Source organism: Pantoea sp. ACRSB, assembly GCF_022346905.1.
Taxonomy (GTDB): domain Bacteria; phylum Pseudomonadota; class Gammaproteobacteria; order Enterobacterales; family Enterobacteriaceae; genus Pantoea; species Pantoea piersonii.
Genome location: NZ_JAKRNL010000010.1, coordinates 36,006 through 56,709 on the forward strand (window position 1 = coordinate 36,006; position 20,704 = coordinate 56,709).

General features: G+C 58.7%; 16 protein-coding genes and 3 tRNA genes. 15 read left to right on the forward strand and 4 right to left on the reverse strand.

Translation table 11 applies throughout. The features are described 5' to 3' along the window. Positions 1-99: 99 nt before the first annotated feature. From mscM to rsgA, 3 genes are all read right to left on the reverse strand, one after another. The gene (gene mscM / locus MHZ89_RS20565; protein ID WP_311784493.1) at positions 100-3,429 is read right to left on the reverse strand and encodes a miniconductance mechanosensitive channel MscM; all 3,330 of its coding nucleotides are present in this window, start codon (positions 3,427-3,429) and stop codon (positions 100-102) included. A 20-nt stretch (positions 3,430-3,449) separates the two neighbouring features. Continuing rightward, entirely contained in the window at positions 3,450-4,346 is an 897-nt protein-coding gene (gene asd, locus MHZ89_RS20570; protein ID WP_120455044.1) for an archaetidylserine decarboxylase, read from the reverse strand. 138 nt (positions 4,347-4,484) lie between these two features. Continuing rightward, positions 4,485-5,528, reverse strand: a complete 1,044-nt coding sequence (gene rsgA, locus MHZ89_RS20575) for a small ribosomal subunit biogenesis GTPase RsgA (RefSeq protein WP_311784494.1) — start codon at positions 5,526-5,528, stop codon at positions 4,485-4,487. A gap of 102 nt (positions 5,529-5,630) precedes the next feature. Between rsgA and orn the strand changes: the two genes are divergently transcribed. From orn to MHZ89_RS20595, 4 genes are all read left to right on the forward strand, one after another. After that, positions 5,631-6,179, forward strand: coding sequence for an oligoribonuclease (gene orn, locus MHZ89_RS20580; RefSeq protein ID WP_033754827.1), 549 nt, complete (start codon positions 5,631-5,633; stop codon positions 6,177-6,179). A gap of 154 nt (positions 6,180-6,333) precedes the next feature. Further along, positions 6,334-6,409, forward strand: a tRNA-Gly gene (locus MHZ89_RS20585). 26 nt (positions 6,410-6,435) lie between these two features. Then, positions 6,436-6,511 (forward strand) — tRNA-Gly (locus tag MHZ89_RS20590). A gap of 27 nt (positions 6,512-6,538) precedes the next feature. After that, positions 6,539-6,614, forward strand: a tRNA-Gly gene (locus tag MHZ89_RS20595). Positions 6,615-6,963: 349 nt separating this feature from the next. Here the strand turns inward: MHZ89_RS20595 and queG are convergent. Then, positions 6,964-8,103, reverse strand: coding sequence for a tRNA epoxyqueuosine(34) reductase QueG (gene queG / locus MHZ89_RS20600; RefSeq protein ID WP_311784495.1), 1,140 nt, complete (start codon positions 8,101-8,103; stop codon positions 6,964-6,966). On the opposite strand from queG, the gene nnr reads away from it, so the two are divergent. The 11 genes from nnr to MHZ89_RS20655 all read left to right on the forward strand — a co-directional run bounded on the left by nnr (position 8,102) and on the right by MHZ89_RS20655 (position 20,533). Then, positions 8,102-9,616, forward strand: coding sequence for a bifunctional ADP-dependent NAD(P)H-hydrate dehydratase/NAD(P)H-hydrate epimerase (nnr, locus tag MHZ89_RS20605; RefSeq protein WP_311784496.1), 1,515 nt, complete (start codon positions 8,102-8,104; stop codon positions 9,614-9,616). The genes queG and nnr overlap by 2 nt on opposite strands. A gap of 6 nt (positions 9,617-9,622) precedes the next feature. Next, positions 9,623-10,087, forward strand: coding sequence for a tRNA (adenosine(37)-N6)-threonylcarbamoyltransferase complex ATPase subunit type 1 TsaE (gene tsaE, locus MHZ89_RS20610; RefSeq protein WP_311784497.1), 465 nt, complete (start codon positions 9,623-9,625; stop codon positions 10,085-10,087). Further along, complete coding sequence (amiB, locus tag MHZ89_RS20615; RefSeq protein WP_311784498.1) at positions 10,084-11,742, forward strand: N-acetylmuramoyl-L-alanine amidase AmiB; 1,659 nt, start codon at positions 10,084-10,086, stop codon at positions 11,740-11,742. The genes tsaE and amiB overlap by 4 nt, the downstream gene beginning before the upstream one ends. A gap of 47 nt (positions 11,743-11,789) precedes the next feature. After that, entirely contained in the window at positions 11,790-13,667 is a 1,878-nt protein-coding gene (gene mutL / locus MHZ89_RS20620; protein WP_311784499.1) for a DNA mismatch repair endonuclease MutL, read from the forward strand. Continuing rightward, positions 13,660-14,610, forward strand: coding sequence for a tRNA (adenosine(37)-N6)-dimethylallyltransferase MiaA (gene miaA, locus MHZ89_RS20625; protein WP_311784500.1), 951 nt, complete (start codon positions 13,660-13,662; stop codon positions 14,608-14,610). The genes mutL and miaA overlap by 8 nt, the downstream gene beginning before the upstream one ends. A gap of 102 nt (positions 14,611-14,712) precedes the next feature. Then, entirely contained in the window at positions 14,713-15,024 is a 312-nt protein-coding gene (gene hfq, locus MHZ89_RS20630) for an RNA chaperone Hfq (RefSeq protein WP_081140747.1), read from the forward strand. 81 nt (positions 15,025-15,105) lie between these two features. Next, positions 15,106-16,386, forward strand: coding sequence for a ribosome rescue GTPase HflX (gene hflX / locus MHZ89_RS20635; protein ID WP_311784501.1), 1,281 nt, complete (start codon positions 15,106-15,108; stop codon positions 16,384-16,386). Between the two features lie 183 nt (positions 16,387-16,569). After that, positions 16,570-17,805 carry an FtsH protease activity modulator HflK gene (hflK, locus tag MHZ89_RS20640; protein WP_311784502.1) on the forward strand — a complete coding sequence of 412 codons (1,236 nt, stop codon included), beginning with the start codon at positions 16,570-16,572 and terminating at the stop codon, positions 17,803-17,805. Positions 17,806-17,808: 3 nt separating this feature from the next. After that, positions 17,809-18,813, forward strand: coding sequence for a protease modulator HflC (gene hflC / locus MHZ89_RS20645; RefSeq protein ID WP_311784503.1), 1,005 nt, complete (start codon positions 17,809-17,811; stop codon positions 18,811-18,813). 56 nt (positions 18,814-18,869) lie between these two features. Further along, complete coding sequence (locus MHZ89_RS20650; protein WP_311784504.1) at positions 18,870-19,070, forward strand: DUF2065 family protein; 201 nt, start codon at positions 18,870-18,872, stop codon at positions 19,068-19,070. A 164-nt stretch (positions 19,071-19,234) separates the two neighbouring features. After that, on the forward strand, positions 19,235-20,533 hold the full coding sequence (locus MHZ89_RS20655; RefSeq protein WP_120455127.1) for an adenylosuccinate synthase: 1,299 nt from the start codon (positions 19,235-19,237) through the stop codon (positions 20,531-20,533). The last annotated feature ends 171 nt before the right edge of the window (positions 20,534-20,704 follow it).

Here is a 20,704-nt window from a genome sequence, read left to right on the forward strand (position 1 = left end):
CTGTAGCACGCTTTCTCTGCTGACGAGGCCCGCATTCGCGGGCCTCTGTTTATCGGGAAGAACGACTGCTCGTGGTTATGACATAGCGCGGCGTTTCAGCTAAAGACCGCCTGACTTAAACGTACGCGATGACGGCGAACCGTTGCTGGCGGGCGACTTTTTGCCCAGCGTCTCCATACGCACCTGGAAAGGCGGGAAGGGCATTTCGATGCCGTGTTCGGCAAAGCCTTTCAGGATCAGCTGGTGCAGCTCATGGCGCAGCGGCATACGGTGGCCCATCTCCGCAGCGTGGATACGCAGCTCGAACAGCTGGATGCCCTGCTGCAAATCAACCAGGAAGACATCCGGCGCTGGCACATCCAGCACATAACTACAGCGCTCGCACGCCTGCCTCAGCACCGTTGTCACCTCTTCGCTGTCCACATGCGCGGGCGCAGGAATCGTCAACACCACGCGCGTTACCGAGTCGGAGAGCGACCAGTTAACGAACTGTTCGGTGATAAAGGCTTTGTTTGGGACAATGATCTCTTTACGGTCCCAGTCGATAATGGTGGTGGCGCGCGTATTAATGCGCGTAATGCTGCCGGTAAGATCGCGGATAGTCACGGTGTCGCCAATACGAATCGGCTTTTCAAACAGGATAATCAGGCCGGAGATAAAGTTGGCGAAAATCTCCTGCAGGCCAAAACCGAGTCCCACACCGAGCGCGGCGACCAGCCACTGCAACTTCGACCATTCGATGCCGAGCATTGAGAAGCCAATCAGGCCGCCGACCAGCATCAGCACATACTTGGTCAGGGTGGTAATGGCGTATCCGGTACCCGGCGTCAGATTAAGGTGCTGCAGCAGCGCCAGCTCCAGCAGCGCCGGCATATTGCGCACCAGCTGCGTGGTGATAATCAGCACCAGAATCGCAATCAGCACCGAGCCTAACGTAATAGGCTGAATGCTCTCAACGCCCTGCACCGTGGTGCTGACGTCCCACAGGCGAATGTTCTCAAGGAAGCCGAACGCGGAGTGAATCTCCGACCAGAGCACAATCACCGACACCAGCGCAATCAGGGTCAGGATAGAGCGCACCAGCCGCAGCGACTGTGCGCTGATGGCGTCGAGGTCGATAATCGGCTCGTCTACCTCGACCCCGCCGTTCTGCGCGGCCGAGTCTTTCTCATCTTCGTGACGCGCGCGGTTCGCCAGCATATCGGCCCGGCGCTGACGCGCGCGGTCAAAGGCGATGCGGCGGCGCTGAATCAGCATCCAGCGACGGATGATGTGGTAGATCACCAGCAGCAGGAACCAGATGGCGACAGAGGTTTCCAGCCGCGCCAGCAGCGCCTGCGCGGTCGCCAGATAGCCGATCGCCGAGGCGAGGGCGGCCGCCAACGGAATAGCGATCATCAGGTTCCATAAGACGCGGTTCACCAGGTTATCGCCGTTGCCCTCTTTATCCAGATAGAGCGGGATACCGGCGCGTTTCAGGCTGACGGTGACGATCGACAACGCGCCGCAGATCAAGATAAAACAGAGCCGGCCGAGCGAAGCGGAAAACTGGCGATCTTCCATATTGGCGAAGGCGATCAGCAGCATAATCAGCGGCACAATCAGACCGATGGTCAGCGTGTAGTAACGGGTCGCGCGCGCTACGCGGGTTTGCGGCCAGCGAAAATGCACCACAAACAGGCCGTTTGGACGGGCGAACGCCGCGCTGATCATAAAGGCCCACAGCAGCGGCAGCGTCGCCGTAATGCCGTCGCCGAAGGCCACCGCTATCGGGTAGGGCCAGGCGTGCTGCAGCCCATAGCCGAGCGCGGCCCATAACACCGGCAGCGGCAGCGCCACCAGAATCGACCAGAAAACGGTACGCACCGTCAGGCGGAAGCGATCCTGCGTCACTTTGCCCACCTTGCTCGCCGAGCGCGCCAGGAAGGCGTTGAAGTGACGTCGTGTTCTGATGCTAAAGCCGACCAGCAACACCGCGCCGAGCAGCGGCAGGACGGTCTCGCGGCTGGTAACCATCATTGCCAGCGCTTTGCCGAGCTGCCCCAGGGTGTTGAGCGACAGCAGACGCGTCAGATCGTGCGCCACTTCAACCGGATAATTGAGGCCGATGGGCGTGATATCCGCCGTCCAGAAAAGATAGCGATGGGTGGCGTCTTTCACATCGGTCAGCGCATCCTGCAGCTGGGTATTGGCGACCTTGAGTTTGGTGATCTCCAGAATCAGCGTATCGCAACCGGAAATCAGCGAGTTAAGCAGCTCGCGCTGGGTTTTTAACTGCGCATCCAGAATACGGCGCTGTTCCGCGGTAAAAGGCTGTCCGTCGGGCTGATGCTCCTTGCGCAGCGTATCCTGCATTTGCAGCAGATCTTCGTAGTGCAGGCGATGTACGCGCAGTTGTGCCATCTCATTATCAATCTGCTGCGATTTAGGCATCTCAGGCAGGCGCGCCACCTGCGCGCGCAGCGCTTCGCCGAGCAGATTTGACGCGCCGAGCCACTGCGACTGTTCGCGCAACGTGCCCAGCGCCTGACGGACCTGGATAATCTGATTGGTCGCCAGCCGCTGCTGGGAGGCGACCAGATCCATGCGCTGCGCCTGCTCGTTCAGGGCGCCGGAGAGTTCGCGGTTGATGTGAAACTGTTTGCTGATAACGGGCGGCAGGTCGCCGCTGTTTTCCGCCAGCTGCTCGGTACGCGCCAGCGCCAGTTCCGCTTCACGCTGTCGCTGTTCATTGAGCTGGTTGCGCAGAGCCTGTAAGTAATTATCGAGCTGTGTCGCCTTGCGCTGATGAAGATCGGCGCGCATGCGCGCCAGCTCCTGACGGTTGTTGGCAGAGAGCTGCGCCAGCTCCAGCTCGTCAACGCGCGCTTTATTCACCGCGTTTTCCGCCTGGCGCGCCCAGAGCTGCGCCTGCGTCTGCGGCGAAGCGGCGGTGGTTCCGTTCTGCAGACGGCGATCGCTTTCGGTCATCGCCCGGCGCGCCTCGGTTTGCTGCTGCGGAAGCTGCGACAGGGAATCGCTGATCTCGCGGGCGCGATCCTGCTCCTGCTGCGCCTGACGACCTTCCTCCAGCAGCTGACTGCTGACCTGCAGGATCTCCTGATCGAGCTGGGCGCTGCTCATGCTGCTGCGTACGCTTTTGCTGTTGTCGTCTATTAAGGCGATCTGCTGGCGCAGTTCGCGGGCGAGGCGGGGAAAATCATCAATGACCTGCTGATACTGCTTTGCGCGCTCCAGCGACTCATCGCGTTCGGAAAGATAATTGAGGGCGGCTTCAAGGGACTGCACCTGTTCCGCCTGCGCAGGCGTGTTTTTTGCCGCTTTCGCTTCGTCCAGCGCCTGTTTGATTTGGCTGGCATCCGGCACAGTGGCCGCCAGCGCTGAGGTGCTGAGCCAGAGGCTCAGCACCAGGATGAGAAACGATCGCACAGCAAAAACACTCTCAGCGGTTAGTCGGCGATAACGTCGACGGGGTCGGTCTGCGGCAGCGCCATCGCCAGCGGCTGGCCAAGACGGGTTTTGCTTTCGGCTTCCAGACTCTCCGCCAGCTTGACGCGTCCTGGCGCGAACAGATTGATAACGGTGGAGCCCAGCTTAAAGCGCCCCATCTCCTGGCCTTTCAGCAGCACAATTGCGCCTTCACTCTCCGCGGCCGGATAGTGCCAGCGTTTAATCACCCCTTCACGCGGCGGCGTAACGGTGCCAGCCCAGCTGGTTTCGATGCTGCCGACGATGGTGGCGCCCACAAGAATCTGCACCATCGGCCCGATATCGGTATCGAAATAGCAGATAACGCGTTCGTTGCGCGCAAACAGGTTCGGAATATTGCGCGCCGTCAGCGGGTTCACCGAGTAGAGATCGCCCGGTACGTAGATCATCTCGCGCAAAATACCGTTACACGGCATATGCACGCGGTGGTAGTCGCGCGGCGCAAGGTAGGTGGTGACGAAATGGCCGTCGCGGAACTGCGCCGCCATCTCTTCCTGACCGGCCAGCAGCGCATCCAGCGTATAATGGTGGCCTTTCGCCTGGAAAATCTGGTCGCCTTCAATGCGGCCCAGCTGGCTGATGGCACCATCGGCAGGCAGCACGATCAGATTCGCGTCGGGATCGACCGGACGCGCGTCGTCCTTCAGCGGACGAACAAAGAAGTCGTTGAAGGTGCGATAGCTGGCGGTATCGGACTTACGGGCTTCCGACATATCCACCTTGTAGAACCAGACGAAGATATCAATCACCAGTTTGGTCAACCAGCCGCCACGACGGCTGGCACCCCAACCCGCAAGTTCCGTTAACCATTTTTTCGGCAGTACATGATTCAGGCCGAGTTTTACACGATCAAACACCTTAGCCTCCTGGCTTTGTTTCGCGTCAATCAAAAGGGGGCGAATCATATCAGCGCCCCGGTCAGATGGCGAATTTCCCCCGTGATCCCTCTCGTTATAAAGGCGATGCAGGGTCAATGCCGTGATAAGAAGCGATTATCACTCGCTGGAGGAGAAATTTTTGCGCGTTTTAACCTGCGCCATGCTCTCCAGAATACGGTGATAGTTGTCGAAGCGCGAAATGTCTATCTGGCCCGCTTCGACGGCGGCGCGGATGGCGCAGCCGGGATCGCTGCCATGCTTACAGTCGCGGAATTTACAACTGCCGAGAAATTCACGGAATTCGACAAATCCGCGCGTAATTTGTTCCGGTTCGAGATGCCATAAGCCGAACTCGCGCACTCCCGGCGAATCGATCACATCGCCGCCGTGAGGGAAGTGGTACAGGCGCGACGCGGTGGTCGTGTGCTGACCCAGACCGGAAACGTCGGAAACATCATTGGTGACAATGGCGGTGGCCGCCGCCGCGTCAAGGCCGAGCAGGGCGTTCAGCAGGCTCGACTTACCGACGCCGGACTGTCCGGCAAAAATGCTGATCCGATCGGTCAGGGCGGCTTCCAGCTCCGCCAGGCCCGCTTTCGCATGGCTGGAGACCATCAGCACGCGATAGCCGATACGGCGATAGATATCCATCTGCTCATCAACGAACGCGCGCGCCTTGTCATCAAGCAGATCGGTCTTGTTCAGCACCAGCAGCGGTTCGATGCCCAGGGTTTCGCTCGCCACCAGATAGCGGTCGATGATATTGAGCGACAGCTCGGGCAAAATCGCCGAAACGATAATGATCTGATCGATATTAGCGGCGATAGGCTTCAGCCCGTCGTAGTAATCGGGGCGCGTCAGCACGCTGCTACGCTCATGGACCGCTTCGACAATGCCTTTGCCGCCGCCAAGCGCCGGACGCCAGACGACGCGGTCGCCGGTAACCAGCGAACGAATAGTGCGGCGCAGGTTGCAGCGATGCACCTCGCCCTCGCGGTCTTCAACGTCTGCGTGCATGCCGAAGCGGCTGATCACTACGCCTTCCGCCGCTTCACCAAACAGATTATCGTCAGCTTCCGGCGCTTCGCGCTGGTTCAGACGACGCTGATGGTTAGCGCTGACGCGACGTTGTTGACCTTTCGACAGTTTATTTTTGCTCACGCATCCTCTCAGGCTTTCGCCAGACTTCGCCCGGCTGGGCAAAACGTCTATGATACACCTTATTCACTATTGATGACGACTACGGCTACGGCGGGAAACAGCATGGCAACAGGAAATGAAAATAATCTGATTTGGATCGATCTGGAGATGACCGGGCTGGATCCGGAGCGCGACCGCATTATTGAGATAGCCACGCTGGTGACCGACGCGAATTTAAATATCCTGGCGGAAGGGCCGGTGATGGCGGTGCATCAGTCCGACGCGCAGCTGGCGCTGATGGATGAGTGGAACGTACGCACCCATACCGCCAGCGGGCTGGTCGAGCGCGTGAAGGCCAGCGAATTCGACGATCGCCGCGCCGAACTGGCGACGATTGAATTTCTCAAGCAGTGGGTGCCCGCCAACAGCTCGCCGATTTGCGGCAACAGCATTGGTCAGGATCGCCGCTTCCTTTTCAAGTATATGCCGGAGCTGGAAGCCTATTTCCACTATCGCTATCTGGACGTCAGCACCTTAAAAGAGCTGGCGCGTCGCTGGAAGCCAGAGATTCTGCCAGGCTTTAAAAAGGCGGGCACGCATCAGGCGCTGGATGATATTCGCGAATCTGTCGCCGAGCTGGCATACTATCGCGAGCACTTTTTGCAGCTTTAGCATTGAAAGGTGCGCAGGAAAACAGCAGGTTGCTGCTTTAATCGGCAAACGAATCGAAAGCGCAAAATTTTGCTTTTAGACTCTTGCAGCAGCAATAATTTCTCGTATAATGCGCACCCCGTACCGATGAAGAATTTATGCAACGGTACAAGGCGCGGGAATAGCTCAGTTGGTAGAGCACGACCTTGCCAAGGTCGGGGTCGCGAGTTCGAGTCTCGTTTCCCGCTCCAAAATTTGTTTGCAGTACCTTTCCTAAGCGGGAATAGCTCAGTTGGTAGAGCACGACCTTGCCAAGGTCGGGGTCGCGAGTTCGAGTCTCGTTTCCCGCTCCAAAATGTGTTTAGCAGTACCTTTCCTGTGCGGGAATAGCTCAGTTGGTAGAGCACGACCTTGCCAAGGTCGGGGTCGCGAGTTCGAGTCTCGTTTCCCGCTCCAAATTTTACATCGCTAAAAATCATACGCTTAGCTTAAGCCGTTGATGATCGCCGCGTACCGCTGCGCTTATCAGGTTATCCACAGCGCGTCAGCCGTGTTTTTACGCCGTTCACGGCGATCTGTAAAACTATTTTAAACAGAGTTATCCACAACTTGCCCTGCGCTCAGCAGCGCTATCCACATTATTATTTATACACATTCTCTATTTAACTCATTGAATTATATCCTAATGAGGATATTTCATTTTGTTAAAACCAGCCTTGACGCACTCTGTGTCAGTTGAATGACAACAGCTTTTTATTTTTATGCACAGCTTGTGGAAAAGTAGCTGACGATTCGCATTGATTAATCATGCGTCACGCGGCAAACCCTTCTCAATGGCGCGTACCAGCCGTTTTTGCTGCGCGGGCTGCACATCAATCGACAGCGCCTGCCGTTTCTCCTGCTGCTGAACCAGCGCCCACTCAATATGTTCATCAAGCAGCGGGTTTTCGCCCAGCCGCTTTTTCAGCACCTCTGTAATTTCCGCGCGCCAGGGCGCATTGCCCAGCGCCACGGCGATATTGCGCAGCCAGCGCAGGTGGCCGATACGGCGTATTGCCGAGCCTTCCGTCACGCGTAAAAAGGTTTTTTCATCCCACTGGAACAGCGTCATCAGCTCCGGCGCATGCAGCGCAGCGCGCGGCGAGAAGTCCGTTTCATCACTGAGTTGCCCGTAGCGATTCCACGGGCAGATCAGCTGACAGTCGTCGCAGCCGTAAATACGGTTGCCCATAAGCGGACGCAGCGCTTCCGGAATCGCCCCTTCAAGCTCAATCGTGAGATAGGAGATGCAGCGGCGCGCGTCTACCACGTAGGGTTCGACGATAGCGTTGGTCGGACAAATCGTCATACAGGCGACGCAGCGGCCGCACTGCTCTTCCTGCGGCGCGTCAATCGGCAGCGGCAGATCGATCAGCAGTTCGCCGAGAAAAAACCATGAGCCTGCTTCGCGGTTCAGGATCAGCGAATGTTTGCCGGTCCAGCCCAGGCCCGCTTTGGCCGCCAGAGGCCGTTCCAGCACCGGCGCAGAGTCGACAAAGGGGCGAAAATTAAGCTCACCGCACTTTTCCTGAATCATTTCTCCGAGCTTTTTCAGACGATTGCGCAATACTTTGTGGTAATCACGTCCCAGAGCGTAGCGGCTGACATAGCCGAGTTGCGGGTTTTTCAGCGTGCTGGCAAAGGCGGCTTTCGCCGGAAGGTAGTTCATGCGTACGCTGATCACGCGCAGCGTGCCGGGCAGCAGTTCATGTGGACGCGCACGCATCATGCCGTGGCGCGCCATCCACTCCATTTCGCCGTGATACTGTTTGTCCAGCCACGCCTGCAAACGCGGTTCTTCCGCGCTGAGATCGGTGTCGGTGATGCCGACCTGCTGAAAGCCGAGATCCTTGCCCCACTGTTTAATCTGTTGAGCAAGCTGATGAAGATCGAGAGGGTATGACATGAGTAACCAGGAATCGAAAGCAAACGGCCGCAGTTTACCATATTCCGTCTGGCCTGCGCAGGCTCTGCGCCAGCTGGAGCGCGACGGCGCCGACGCGCTGGGCATTACCCTGTACGAACTGATGCAGCGTGCGGGGCAGGCGGCGTTCGGGCTGGCGCGCGCGCAGTGGCCGCAGGCGAGCAACTGGTTAATCCTCTGCGGTCACGGCAATAACGGCGGCGACGGCTATGTGGTGGCGCGGCTGGCGCAGGCGGCGGGCTGCGCGGTGACGCTGCTGGCGTGCGAAAGCGATAAGCCGCTGCCGGATGAGGCGCAGCGCGCGCGTGAGGCCTGGCTGGAAGCGGGAGGCGATATCCATGCCGCTGATGCCGTCTGGCCGGAAGAGGTCGATCTCATTATCGATGCGCTGCTGGGCACCGGCATTAATCGCGCGCCTGCCGAACCTTACCTCAGCCTGATCAAACAGGCGAACGCGCACGCCGCGCCAGTGCTGGCGATCGATATGCCTTCGGGGCTGTCGGCGACGACCGGCTGCGCGCCGGGCGAGGCGATTAGCGCCACGCAGACGCTAAGCGTTATTGCGCTTAAGCCTGGCCAGATTACCGGCAAGGCGCGCGATCTTATCGGCGAGCTGCGCTATGCCGATCTCGGCTTAGGCGCTTTCCTTGCCGATGAAAACGCGCCGATGGCGCGTTTCGACGCCAGCTTTTTGTCGCACTGGCTAAAGCCGCGCAAGCCCACGTCGCATAAAGGCAATCATGGCCGTCTGCTGGTGGTGGGCGGCGATACCGGCACCGCAGGGGCGATTCGCATGACGGCGGAAGCGGCGCTGCGCAGCGGATCGGGGCTGGTGCGCGTACTGACGCATCGCGATAATATTGCGCCAATATTGACGGCGCGCCCGGAAATTATGGTGGACGAACTGACCGACGAGGCGCTGCAAAGCGGGCTGGAGTGGGCGGATGTTATCGCCATTGGGCCGGGACTGGGCCAGCGCGAATGGGGACAGAATGCGCTGAAAGCGGTCGAAGCCAGTGAAAAGCCGATGCTTTGGGACGCGGATGCGCTTAACCTGCTGGCAATAAACGCGCAGAAACGTCAGAATCGCATCATTACCCCGCACCCAGGCGAAGCGGCGCGACTGCTGGGTATTAAGACCAGCGAAGTCGAGAGCGATCGCCTTCTCGCCGCGCAGAAGTTAACGATGCGCTACGGCGGGGTAGTAGTGTTAAAAGGCGCCGGCACGATTATCGCCAGCGAGCAGGGCGAAATGGCCTTCGCTGACGTCGGCAATGCCGGCATGGCATCCGGCGGCATGGGTGACGTATTGAGTGGTATTATCGCCTCGATGATGGGGCAGCAGCTTGCGCTGTTCGACGCGGCCTGCGCAGGCTGCGTGGCCCACGGCGCGGCAGCGGACGCAGTGGCAGCGCGACGTGGTACGCGCGGCATGTTGGCAACAGATTTATTCGAGCTGCTTTGGCAGTTTGTTAATCCAGAGATGACCCAATAATAAAGCATGAAGACCTGTGTTATTTCCTTGCCCGATGAGGCGGCGACCCTCGATCTGGGCGCTCAGCTGGCCCGCGCCTGTACCGGCGCGGCGGTAATCTATCTCTATGGCGATCTGGGCGCGGGTAAAACGACCTTCAGCCGTGGATTTTTGCAGGCGCTTGGCCACCAGGGCAACGTTAAAAGCCCGACCTACACGCTGGTAGAACCCTATCAGCTCGGCGAGCGCGCGCTTTATCACTTCGATCTCTATCGGCTGGCCGATCCGGAAGAGCTGGAATTTATGGGCATCCGCGACTACTTCACCGGTGACGCAATCTGTCTGGTCGAGTGGCCGCAGCAGGGCGCTGGCGTCTTGCCGCCGCCCGACCTGGCGCTGACGCTGAGCTACGTCGGCGCTGCGCGTGAGGCGCGTCTTGAAGCGCATTCAGCGCTGGGTGAGATCCTGACAGAGCAGGTGGCGCAGGCATGATCGCAAGGATGAAAAGCGCGCTGCTGCTGATACTCTGCCTGGCTGCGGCGCCTGCGCTGGCCGCCAGCCTTTCCGATATCAAAGTGGAGAACGGCGACAGTCAGGCGACGGTTACCCTGAGCTTCGCTGGACAGCCGGTATATGGTTACTTTCCGCTGCGCAATCCGGATCGCGTGGTGCTGGATATTCGTCAGAGCGGCGTGATTAAGGGATTGCCGCTGAACTTCAGCGGCGAAAATATCGTTAAACGCATTCGCACCAGCACGCCAAAAGATAAGCAGAGCATTCGGCTGGTCTTCGAACTGACGCAGCCGGGCAAAACCCGCGCGGTCACTCAGCGTAACGGCAGCAGCTATAACGTGGTGTTTACCATTCAGGGCAGGCAGCGCGTCACCCACGCCGCGCCCGTTTCAACGGCAGCGACGGAGACGCCGGGCCGCGTAACGCCGCGCCAGGGTGCCGCTAACCCGTTTAACGCTAACCAGGTCACGGCGGTCAGTAATTCCAACACCACGACGCGGCCAGGCAACGCGATGCCCACCAGCAACGACACGGTGATTGTCGCGATCGACGCGGGTCACGGCGGCCAGGATCCCGGTGCGACCGGACAGCGCGGTCTGCACGAAAAGAACGTGACTATCGCTATCGCGCGCAAGCTGAAGGTGCTGCTGAACAACGATCCGATGTTCAAAGGGGTGCTGACGCGCGACGGCGACTACTTTATCTCGGTGATGGGCCGTTCCGAGGTGGCGCGTAAAGAGAATGCCAACCTGCTGGTCTCTATTCACGCCGACTCGGCGCCGAGCCACAGCGCTACCGGCGCCTCGGTATGGGTGCTCTCTAACCGCCGCGCCAACAGCGAAATGGCGAACTGGCTGGAGCAGCGCGAGAAGCAGTCCGAATTGCTGGGTGGTGCCGGGGATCTGCTGGCAAACAGTCAGGCGGATCCCTATCTGAGCCAGGCGGTGCTGGATCTCCAGTTTGGCCACTCACAGCGCGTTGGCTATGACGTCGCGGTGAAGGTGCTGCAACAGCTGCGCGGCGTTTCGCCGCTGCACAAGCGTTTGCCGGAGCACGCCAGCCTCGGCGTGCTGCGTTCGCCGGATATTCCCTCGCTGTTAGTAGAAACCGGCTTTATCAGTAATGCCTCGGAGGAGCGACTGCTCGGCAGTAGCGCTTACCAGGATAAAATTGCGATGGCTATCTACAAAGGCCTGCGCAATTATTTCCTGGCGCACCCGCTACAATCGCTCCCAAAGGAGGAAAACCGTCCGCTCGGCTCATCGCCGACGGTGAGCGTCGCCAGTAATCCGGCGACCGGCACTACGCAGTATACCGGCGCGGTGCAGCGTCATACGGTGACTCGCGGCGAAACGCTTTCCGGCATCGCCGCGAAATATGGCGTCAGCATGGGCACGCTGCGCGACATGAACCGGCTTAAGCGTGATGTGGTCTGGGTCGGACAGCGCCTGAAGGTGCCGGCCAGCAACAGCGTGGCCGCGCGCGCGCCGACGCGGCATAAAGTGGTGCGGGGCGACTCGCTGACGGCAATCGCCGCGCATTACGGCGTCAGCCCGCAGGCGATCATCCAGGCGAATAATATGAAGTCCTCGAACGTTATGTTGGGGCAAACCCTGAAAATCCCCGCCTCCTGACGGTCAGCCCGGCCAGGCGCCGGGCCAGCTCAACAAGGATAAACACCATGCCTATTCAAATTTTACCGCCGCAGCTGGCTAACCAGATTGCGGCGGGCGAAGTCGTCGAGCGCCCTGCCTCGGTGGTAAAAGAGCTGGTGGAGAACAGTCTTGACGCCGGCGCGACGCGTATCGACATTGATATTGAAAAAGGCGGCGCGAAGCTCATCCGCATTCGCGATAACGGCTGCGGCATCAGTAAAGAGGAGTTGGCGATGGCGCTGGCGCGTCACGCCACCAGTAAAATTGCCTCGCTCGACGATCTTGAGGCCATTATGAGCCTGGGATTTCGCGGCGAAGCGCTCGCCAGCATCAGCTCGGTCTCGCGCTTAACCTTAACCTCGCGCACCCAGGCCCAGAGCGAAGCCTGGCAGGCTTACGCCGAAGGCCGCGAGATGGAGGTGACGGTTAAACCCGCGGCGCACCCGTCCGGCACCACGCTGGAAGTGCTCGATCTCTTCTACAACACGCCCGCGCGTCGAAAATTCATGCGCACCGAGAAAACCGAGTTCGGCCATATCGACGAGGTGATCCGCCGTATCGCGCTGGCGCGTTTTGACGTTTCGATCTCGCTCAGCCACAACGGCAAGCTGATGCGACAGTACCGCGCGGTCAGCGACGAGGCGCAGCGTGAACGGCGGCTGGGCGCGATTTGCGGCGCGACCTTTATGCAACATGCGCTGCGCATCGACTGGCAGCACGACGATTTGCTGCTGCGCGGCTGGGTGGCCGATCCGGCCGGATCGCGTCAGCTGACTGATATTCAGTATTGCTACGTTAACGGTCGTATGATGCGCGACAAACTGATCAACCATGCGATACGCCAGGCTTTTCAGACCCAGCTGCAGGCCGACCAGCAGCCAGCTTATGTGCTCTACCTGGAAATCGATCCCCACCAGGTCGACGTCAACGTTCATCCCGCCAAGCATGAGGTGCGCTTTCATCAGTCACGGCTGGTGCACGACTTTATCTTCCAGGGAGTAATGAGCGTCCTGCAGGCGAGCAGCGCGCCGACCCTGCCAGCGGTGCAGGCGCAAGAGCCTGCGCCGCGCTGGCAGCCAGAGAATCGTCAGGCGGCGGGCGGCAATCACTTTTCCCAGCCCGCCGCACCGCGCCGCAGCGAAGCCGGAAGTGGAAGTGGAAGCGGCGGCGGCGGCGGAAACGCGCAGCCGGCCTGGCAGAATAAAGAGAACAGCTACAGCAAGCGCGAGGGAGCGGTCTATCAGCAGCTGCTGAAAACGCCGACGTCGGGCCAGCGCGCGCCGGCTGAACCGGCCGCGCCGCCAGTCATGCCGCGCGCGCAGCCTGCTGATGCGCCGCTGACGTCGCATGCTCAGAGCTTCGGCCGCGTGTTGACGTTAATGCGGGAGCGTTATGCGCTACTGGAACAGGAGCAGCGCCTGCAGCTGCTTTCGCTGCCGGTGGCGGCGCGCTGGGTGCGGCATGCGCAGCTACAGCCAGGCGAGACGGGATTGAAGCCGCAGCCGCTGCTGATCCCGGTGCGCATGAAGGTCGCCCGGCCGGAGCGCCAGATCGCCGCAGATAAGCAGAGCCTGCTGCAGGCGATGGGCATCGATCTGCAGCCGGAAGGCGATCACGTTACGCTGCGCGCGGTGCCTTTACCCTTACGCACGCAAAATTTACAAATCCTGATCCCAGAACTGTTAGGCTACCTTGCCCAGCAGCCGGAGAGCGACGCCCTGCAGCTGGCTCACTGGCTGGCGCGACGCTGCGAGACGGAAACCTCCCACTGGAATCACTCGCAGGCGATTGCGCTGCTGGCGGATCTCGAAAGGCTCTGTCCGCAATTGTTAAAGTCGCCGCCTTCGGGCCTGATTCAGACTATAGATATTGAGAGCGCGCTTGCCGCATTTAAGCATGAGTGAACAAAACCTGGCTGGCCGACCGAAGGCTATATTTTTGATGGGGCCGACCGCCTCGGGCAAAACCGCGCTGGCGATTGCGTTAAGAAAGCAGCTGCCGGTGGAACTTATCAGCGTTGACTCTGCCTTAATCTATCGCGGGATGGATATCGGTACGGCTAAACCCTCGGCTGAGGAGCTGGCCCTGGCGCCTCATCGCCTGCTGGACATTCGCGATCCGTCGGAAGCCTATTCAGCCGCCGACTTTCGTCGCGATGCGCTGGCGGCCATGGAAGAGATCGTTCAGAACGGCCGTATTCCGCTGCTTGTTGGCGGAACTATGCTCTATTTCAAGGCATTACTGGAAGGGTTGTCGCCGCTCCCCTCGGCCGATCCTGAGGTGCGTCAGCGCATAGAGCAAATGGCGCGTGAAAAAGGGTGGGATGAGCTGCATCGTCAGCTGTGTGAAATCGACCCGGTGGCCGGGGGGCGTATTCATCCGAATGATCCGCAGAGACTTTCGCGAGCACTGGAAGTTTTTTTTATTTCGGGTAAAACTTTAACGGAACTGACAAAAACATCCGGCGAAGCGTTACCCTACGATGTGTATCAGTTCGCAATCGCCCCCGCGACCCGTGAACTGCTGCATCAGCGTATCGCACTGCGCTTTCAGCAGATGCTGGCGTCGGGATTTGAAGCGGAGGCTCGGGCCCTGTTTGCACGAGGTGATTTGCATACGGACATGCCTTCCATTCGCTGTGTCGGTTATCGTCAGATGTGGTCATATCTGGCTGGCGAGATCGATTACGACGAGATGGTTTATCGAGGAATTTGCGCGACCCGGCAGCTCGCTAAACGCCAGATGACCTGGTTACGCGGCTGGGAAAATGTACGCTGGCTTGACAGCGACAGCCCAGAATCCGCGCGTAACGAGGTGCTTCAGGTTCTTAGTGCGAAGCATGGGTGATTGTGTACAATTGGTTGGTTATCGTGCGCAAATTTTTACGCAGTATTTTCAGGACTTCGGTTCTACAAGTAATAAACAACAAGCATATAAGGAAAAGATAGAATGGCTAAGGGGCAATCATTACAAGACCCGTTTTTGAACGCACTGCGTCGTGAACGTGTTCCGGTTTCGATTTATTTGGTCAACGGTATTAAGCTGCAGGGACAAATTGAGTCTTTCGATCAATTCGTGATTTTGTTGAAGAACACGGTAAGCCAGATGGTTTACAAGCACGCCATTTCTACCGTGGTTCCATCACGCCCGGTTTCTCACCACAGCAACAATGCTGGTGGCGGCAGCAACAACTACCATCACGGCGGTAGCAACGCTTCTGCACAATCGCAGCCACAACAAGACGGCGATAACGCGGAATAACGCGCTACTCGTACAAACCAGGGCGGGAGAACGCAGACCGTTTTCCGTCCTGGTCTTCTATTTTATAAGCGAGGTTATAGCTTGTTTGACCGTTATGATGCCGGTGAGCAGGCCGTACTGGTACACATCTGGTTCTCCCAAGACAAAGAGATGGAAGATCTCCAGGAATTTGAAACCCTGGTTTCTTCTGCGGGCGTAGAAGCGCTGCAAGTTATTACCGGCAGTCGTAAAGCGCCACATCCCAAATATTTTGTCGGTGAAGGAAAGGCAGCTGAAATTGCCGATGCGGTAAAATCGAGTGGAGCATCGGTCGTTTTATTCGATCATGCTTTAACCCCTGCGCAGGAACGTAATCTGGAGCGCCTGTGCGAATGCCGAGTCATTGACCGTACTGGTCTTATCCTGGATATTTTTGCCCAACGTGCCCGCACGCATGAAGGTAAGCTGCAGGTCGAGCTGGCCCAGCTGCGCCATCTTGCTACTCGTCTGGTACGCGGCTGGACGCACCTTGAACGCCAGAAAGGCGGCATCGGCTTGCGCGGCCCGGGCGAAACGCAGCTGGAAACCGACCGCCGTTTGCTGCGTAATCGGATCAGCCAGATTTTGTCCCGGCTTGAGCGCGTTGAAAAGCAGCGCGAGCAGGGACGTCAGGCGCGCGCTAAAGCGGACGTGCCAACCGTGTCGCTGGTCGGCTATACCAACGCCGGAAAATCCACCCTGTTCAACGCCATTACCTCCGCGAACGTCTATGCGGCGGACCAGCTGTTTGCAACCCTTGATCCGACCTTGCGCCGTCTGAACGTCGTAGACGTCGGCGAAGTGGTGCTGGCGGATACCGTTGGTTTTATCCGTCATCTGCCTCATGACCTGGTGGCCGCGTTTAAAGCGACGCTGCAGGAAACGCGTCAGGCGACGCTGCTGCTGCATGTGATCGACGCCGCCGACGTGCGCGTAAACGAGAATATCGAAGCGGTCGATACGGTGCTGGAAGAGATCGAGGCGGATGAGATCCCCACGCTGCTGGTAATGAATAAAATCGATATGCTGGACGGATTCGTGCCGCGCATCGACCGTAATGAAGAAAATCTGCCAGTCCGCGTCTGGCTTTCAGCGCAGAGCGGCGAAGGCATACCGTTGCTGTGGCAGGCGCTTTCTGAGCGGCTGGCGGGCGAAATCGCGCAGTTCGAGCTGCGCCTGCCGCCGGAAGCGGGCCGCCTGCGCAGCCGCTTCTATCAGCTGCAGGCCATTGAAGATGAATGGAATGAAGAAGACGGCGGCGTCGGGCTACGCGTGCGTATGCCGATGGTTGACTGGCGACGCCTGTGCAAGCAGGAACCGGCGCTGCTCGATTACATAGTTTGACACGTTGCCCAAACGTCCTTACGCAATAGCGTGTATGGTGTAGCAGGCGGCTGCCGTTTTTCTGGGATGATTCTCCCTGTCCGTTTACACCGGTAAATAGCGGGGTGAACGAAGGCAGCCAACAAGAGCTACAGCCTGAAAGCTGCAGGGTAAACAGCGCACTAACAATAAATGGAGTAGAACATGGCGTGGAATCAGCCCGGTAATAACGGACAGGACCGCGACCCGTGGGGAAGCAGCAATAATAAAGGCGGCAACTCTGGGGGAAATAAAGGCGGTCGTGAACAGGGACCTCCGGATCTGGATGATATCTTCCGTAAGTTGAGCAAAAAGCTCGGCGGACTGGGCGGTGGCAAACAGGGTGACAGTGGTCAGCGCAGCGGCGGCGGCGGTGGCAAACTGGTTGGTATTGTCGCGGTCGCGGCGGTGGTTATCTGGGCCGCCAGTGGATTCTACACTATCAAAGAAGCGGAGCGCGGGGTGGTTACGCGCTTCGGCAAGTTCAGTCATCTGGTTGAGCCAGGCCTGAACTGGAAACCCACCTTTATCGATCAGGTGCGTGCAGTAAACGTCGAAGCGGTGCGTGAGCTTGCCGCAACGGGCGTGATGCTGACCTCCGATGAGAATGTGGTGCGCGTCGAGATGAACGTGCAGTACCGCGTAACCGATCCTGAGCGCTACCTGTTCGCCGTCACCAGCGCGGACGATAGCCTGCGCCAGGCGACCGACAGCGCGCTGCGCGGCGTAATTGGCCGCTCCACGATGGACCGCATCCTGACCGAAGGGCGTACCGTTGTGCGTAGCGATACGCAGCGTGAAATTGACGAAACCATTCGTCCTTACAACATGGGCATCACGCTGCTGGACGTTAACTTCCAGGCGGCGCGTCCGCCGGAAGAGGTGAAAGCCGCATTTGACGATGCGATCGCCGCGCGCGAAAACCGCGAGCAGTATGTGCGCGAGGCGGAAGCCTACGCGAACGAAGTACAGCCGCGCGCGAACGGCCAGGCGCAGCGCATTCTTGAAGAGGCGCGCGCTTATAAAGAACGGACCGTACTGGAAGCGCAGGGCGAAGTGGCGCGCTTCGCTAAGCTGCTGCCCGAGTACAAGGCAGCGCCGGCTATTACCAAAGAGCGCCTCTATATCGAGACCATGGAGCGCGTGCTGAGCCATACCCGTAAAGTGCTGGTTAACGATCGCAGCAATAACCTGATGGTACTGCCGCTCGACCAGCTGATGCGCGGCGCAAGCAGCGCGGCGCAAGGCGGCCAGAAAGGCGCGAGCCTGTCTACGCTGCCCGCTTCGCCCGGCAGCACTGCCAGCCGCAGCGACACGTCAGCCTACAGTCCAGACAGCATCATGGATCAGCGTCGGGCCAATGCTCTGCGCAACGATACCCAGCGCGAAGGGAGAGAGTAATCGATGCGTAAGCCCATAATTGTAGTCATTATTGTTGTACTGGTGGCGCTCTACGCTTCACTGTTCGTGGTACAGGAAGGGGAGCGCGGCATCGTTATGCGCTTCGGTAAAGTGCTGCGCGACGATGAAAACAAACCGCAGGTGTTCGCGCCGGGTCTGCATATGAAAGTTCCCTTCCTTGAGACGGTAAAAACGCTGGACGCGCGTATTCAGACCATGGACAACCAGGCGGATCGTTTCGTCACCAAAGAGAAGAAAGACCTGATTGTTGATTCCTATATTAAATGGCGCATCAGCGATTTCAGCCGCTACTACCTGGCGACGGGCGGTGGCGACGTATCACAGGCGGAAGTGCTGCTGAAACGTAAGTTCAGCGACCGTCTGCGTTCTGAGATGGGGCGTCTTGACGTGAAAGACATCGTGACGGACTCCCGCGGCCGTCTGACCACCGACGTGCGTGATGCGCTGAATACCGGCAGCGCCGGCAGCGACGACGAGGTGCAGACGCCAGCGGCTGATGATGCTATCGCCAGCGCAGCGGCGCGCGTCGAGCGCGAAACCAACAGCAAAGAGCCAGCGATCAACCCAAACAGCATGGCGGCGCTGGGTATTCAGGTTGTTGACGTACGCATCAAGCAGATCAACCTGCCGACCGAGGTTTCAGATGCGATTTACAACCGTATGCGTGCCGAACGTGAAGCGGTAGCGCGCAGCCAGCGCTCGCAGGGGCAGGAAGAGGCGGAAAAACTGCGTGCTCAGGCGGACTATCAGGTTACCCGCACGTTAGCGGAAGCGCAGCGTACCGCGCTGATCACGCGCGGCGACGGCGATGCCGAGGCGGCGAAACTCTTCGCTGACGCGTTCAGCCAGGACCCGGACTTCTACGCCTTTATCCGCAGCCTGCGCGCCTATGAAAACAGCTTCGAAGGCAATCAGGATGTAATGGTGCTCAGCCCGGACAGCGATTTCTTCCGATATATGAAAGCGCCCTCTAACGCGACGCGATAAGAACTGCTATAACCTACGGGCCGACAATAATGTCGGCCTTTTTTTTGGAATGGCAAATGAATACAACCATATGGATGGCGCTGGCGCTGGTATTAGTGCTGGAGGGCCTGGGTCCGATGTTTCTGCCGCGCATCTGGCGCCGTATGATCCTCAGCATGGCGCAGTTGCCGGATCGCCTGCTGCACCGTTTCGGCGGCGGACTGGTGGTCGCAGGCGTGGTGATTTATTACATGCTCAGCGCTCACAGCGGCGCCTGATTCTTTTATCCTTCGGCTAAATTGTGCCTTTTGCGTTCCGTTTCCCCTGGATGTTGTAGTGAGCAAAATTCGGGCGAAAAATGCGCGCAAACGTATGCTAAAAGTGCTGAAAGCCGCAAGATCAGATGGTAGAATCCATTTTTAAGCAATCGGTGATTTTGAAAATGGGTAAGAACGTCGTCGTACTGGGCACCCAATGGGGTGACGAAGGCAAAGGTAAAATCGTAGACCTTCTGACTGAACGCGCTAACTATGTTGTGCGCTACCAGGGTGGCCACAATGCAGGCCATACGCTTGTCATCAACGGTGAAAAAACCGTCCTCCATTTAATTCCATCTGGCATCCTGCGCGAAAACGTAACCAGCATTATCGGTAACGGCGTGGTGCTTTCGCCTGAAGCTCTGATGAAAGAGATGAAAGGCCTGGAAGAGCGTGGCGTACCGGTACGCGAACGTCTGCTGATTTCTGAAGCCTGCCCGCTGATCCTGCAATACCATGTCGCGATGGATCTGGCGCGCGAAAAAGCGCGCGGCGCGAAAGCCATCGGCACCACCGGTCGCGGCATCGGCCCGGCCTATGAAGATAAAGTGGCGCGCCGCGGTCTGCGCGTCGGCGATCTCTTCAATAAAGAGACCTTCGCCGTCAAGCTGAAAGAGATTGTTGATTACTACAACTTCCAGCTGGTTAACTACTACAAAGAAGATGCGGTCGACTACGACAAAGTGCTGCGCGACGTGCTGGCGGTTGCCGACGTGTTGACCAGCATGGTAGTTGACGTCTCTGACCTGCTGGATACGGCGCAGAAGCGCGGCGACCTGATTATGTTCGAAGGCGCGCAGGGCACGCTGCTGGATATCGATCACGGCACCTATCCCTATGTGACCTCGTCCAACACCACCGCCGGCGGCGTGGCGACCGGTTCGGGTATTGGCCCGCGCTGCGTCGATTACGTGCTGGGCATCGTTAAGGCTTACTCAACGCGCGTTGGCGCTGGCCCGTTCCCGACTGAACTCTTTGACGATATCGGCGAGTTCCTGTGTGCCAAAGGCAATGAGTTCGGCGCGACCACCGGTCGTCGTCGTCGTACCGGCTGGCTGGATGCGGTCGCGGTACGTCGCGCGGTACAGATCAACTCCCTGTCGGGTTTCTGCATGACCAAACTGGACGTGCTGGATGGCCTGAAAGAAGTGAAAATCTGCGTGGGCTATCGCCTGCCGGACGGCCGCGAAGTCACCACCACACCGCTGGCGGCAGAAAACTGGGAAGGCATTGAGCCGATCTATGAAACCCTGCCGGGCTGGAGCGAAACCACGTTTGGCGTGAAAACGCTGGAAGGTCTGCCGCAGGCCGCACGCGACTACATTAAACGCGTTGAAGAAGTGACGGGCGTACCGGTTGATATTATCTCTACCGGCCCGGACCGTAGCGAAACCATGATTCTGCGCGATCCGTTCGACGCTTAATCCTGCACAGGCCGGAGCTGCTCCGGCCTCTGTTTCCCCCGCTGAACAAGCCGCTTATCATCCCTTCGCTTTATCACATCGCCGTTCGGCTGAAAAAAACACACTCTGGGTTCGACTCTGGTTTATCATCTAGAGTAACCGCAAGCCGGTTTACTATTAAAATCAACCGCA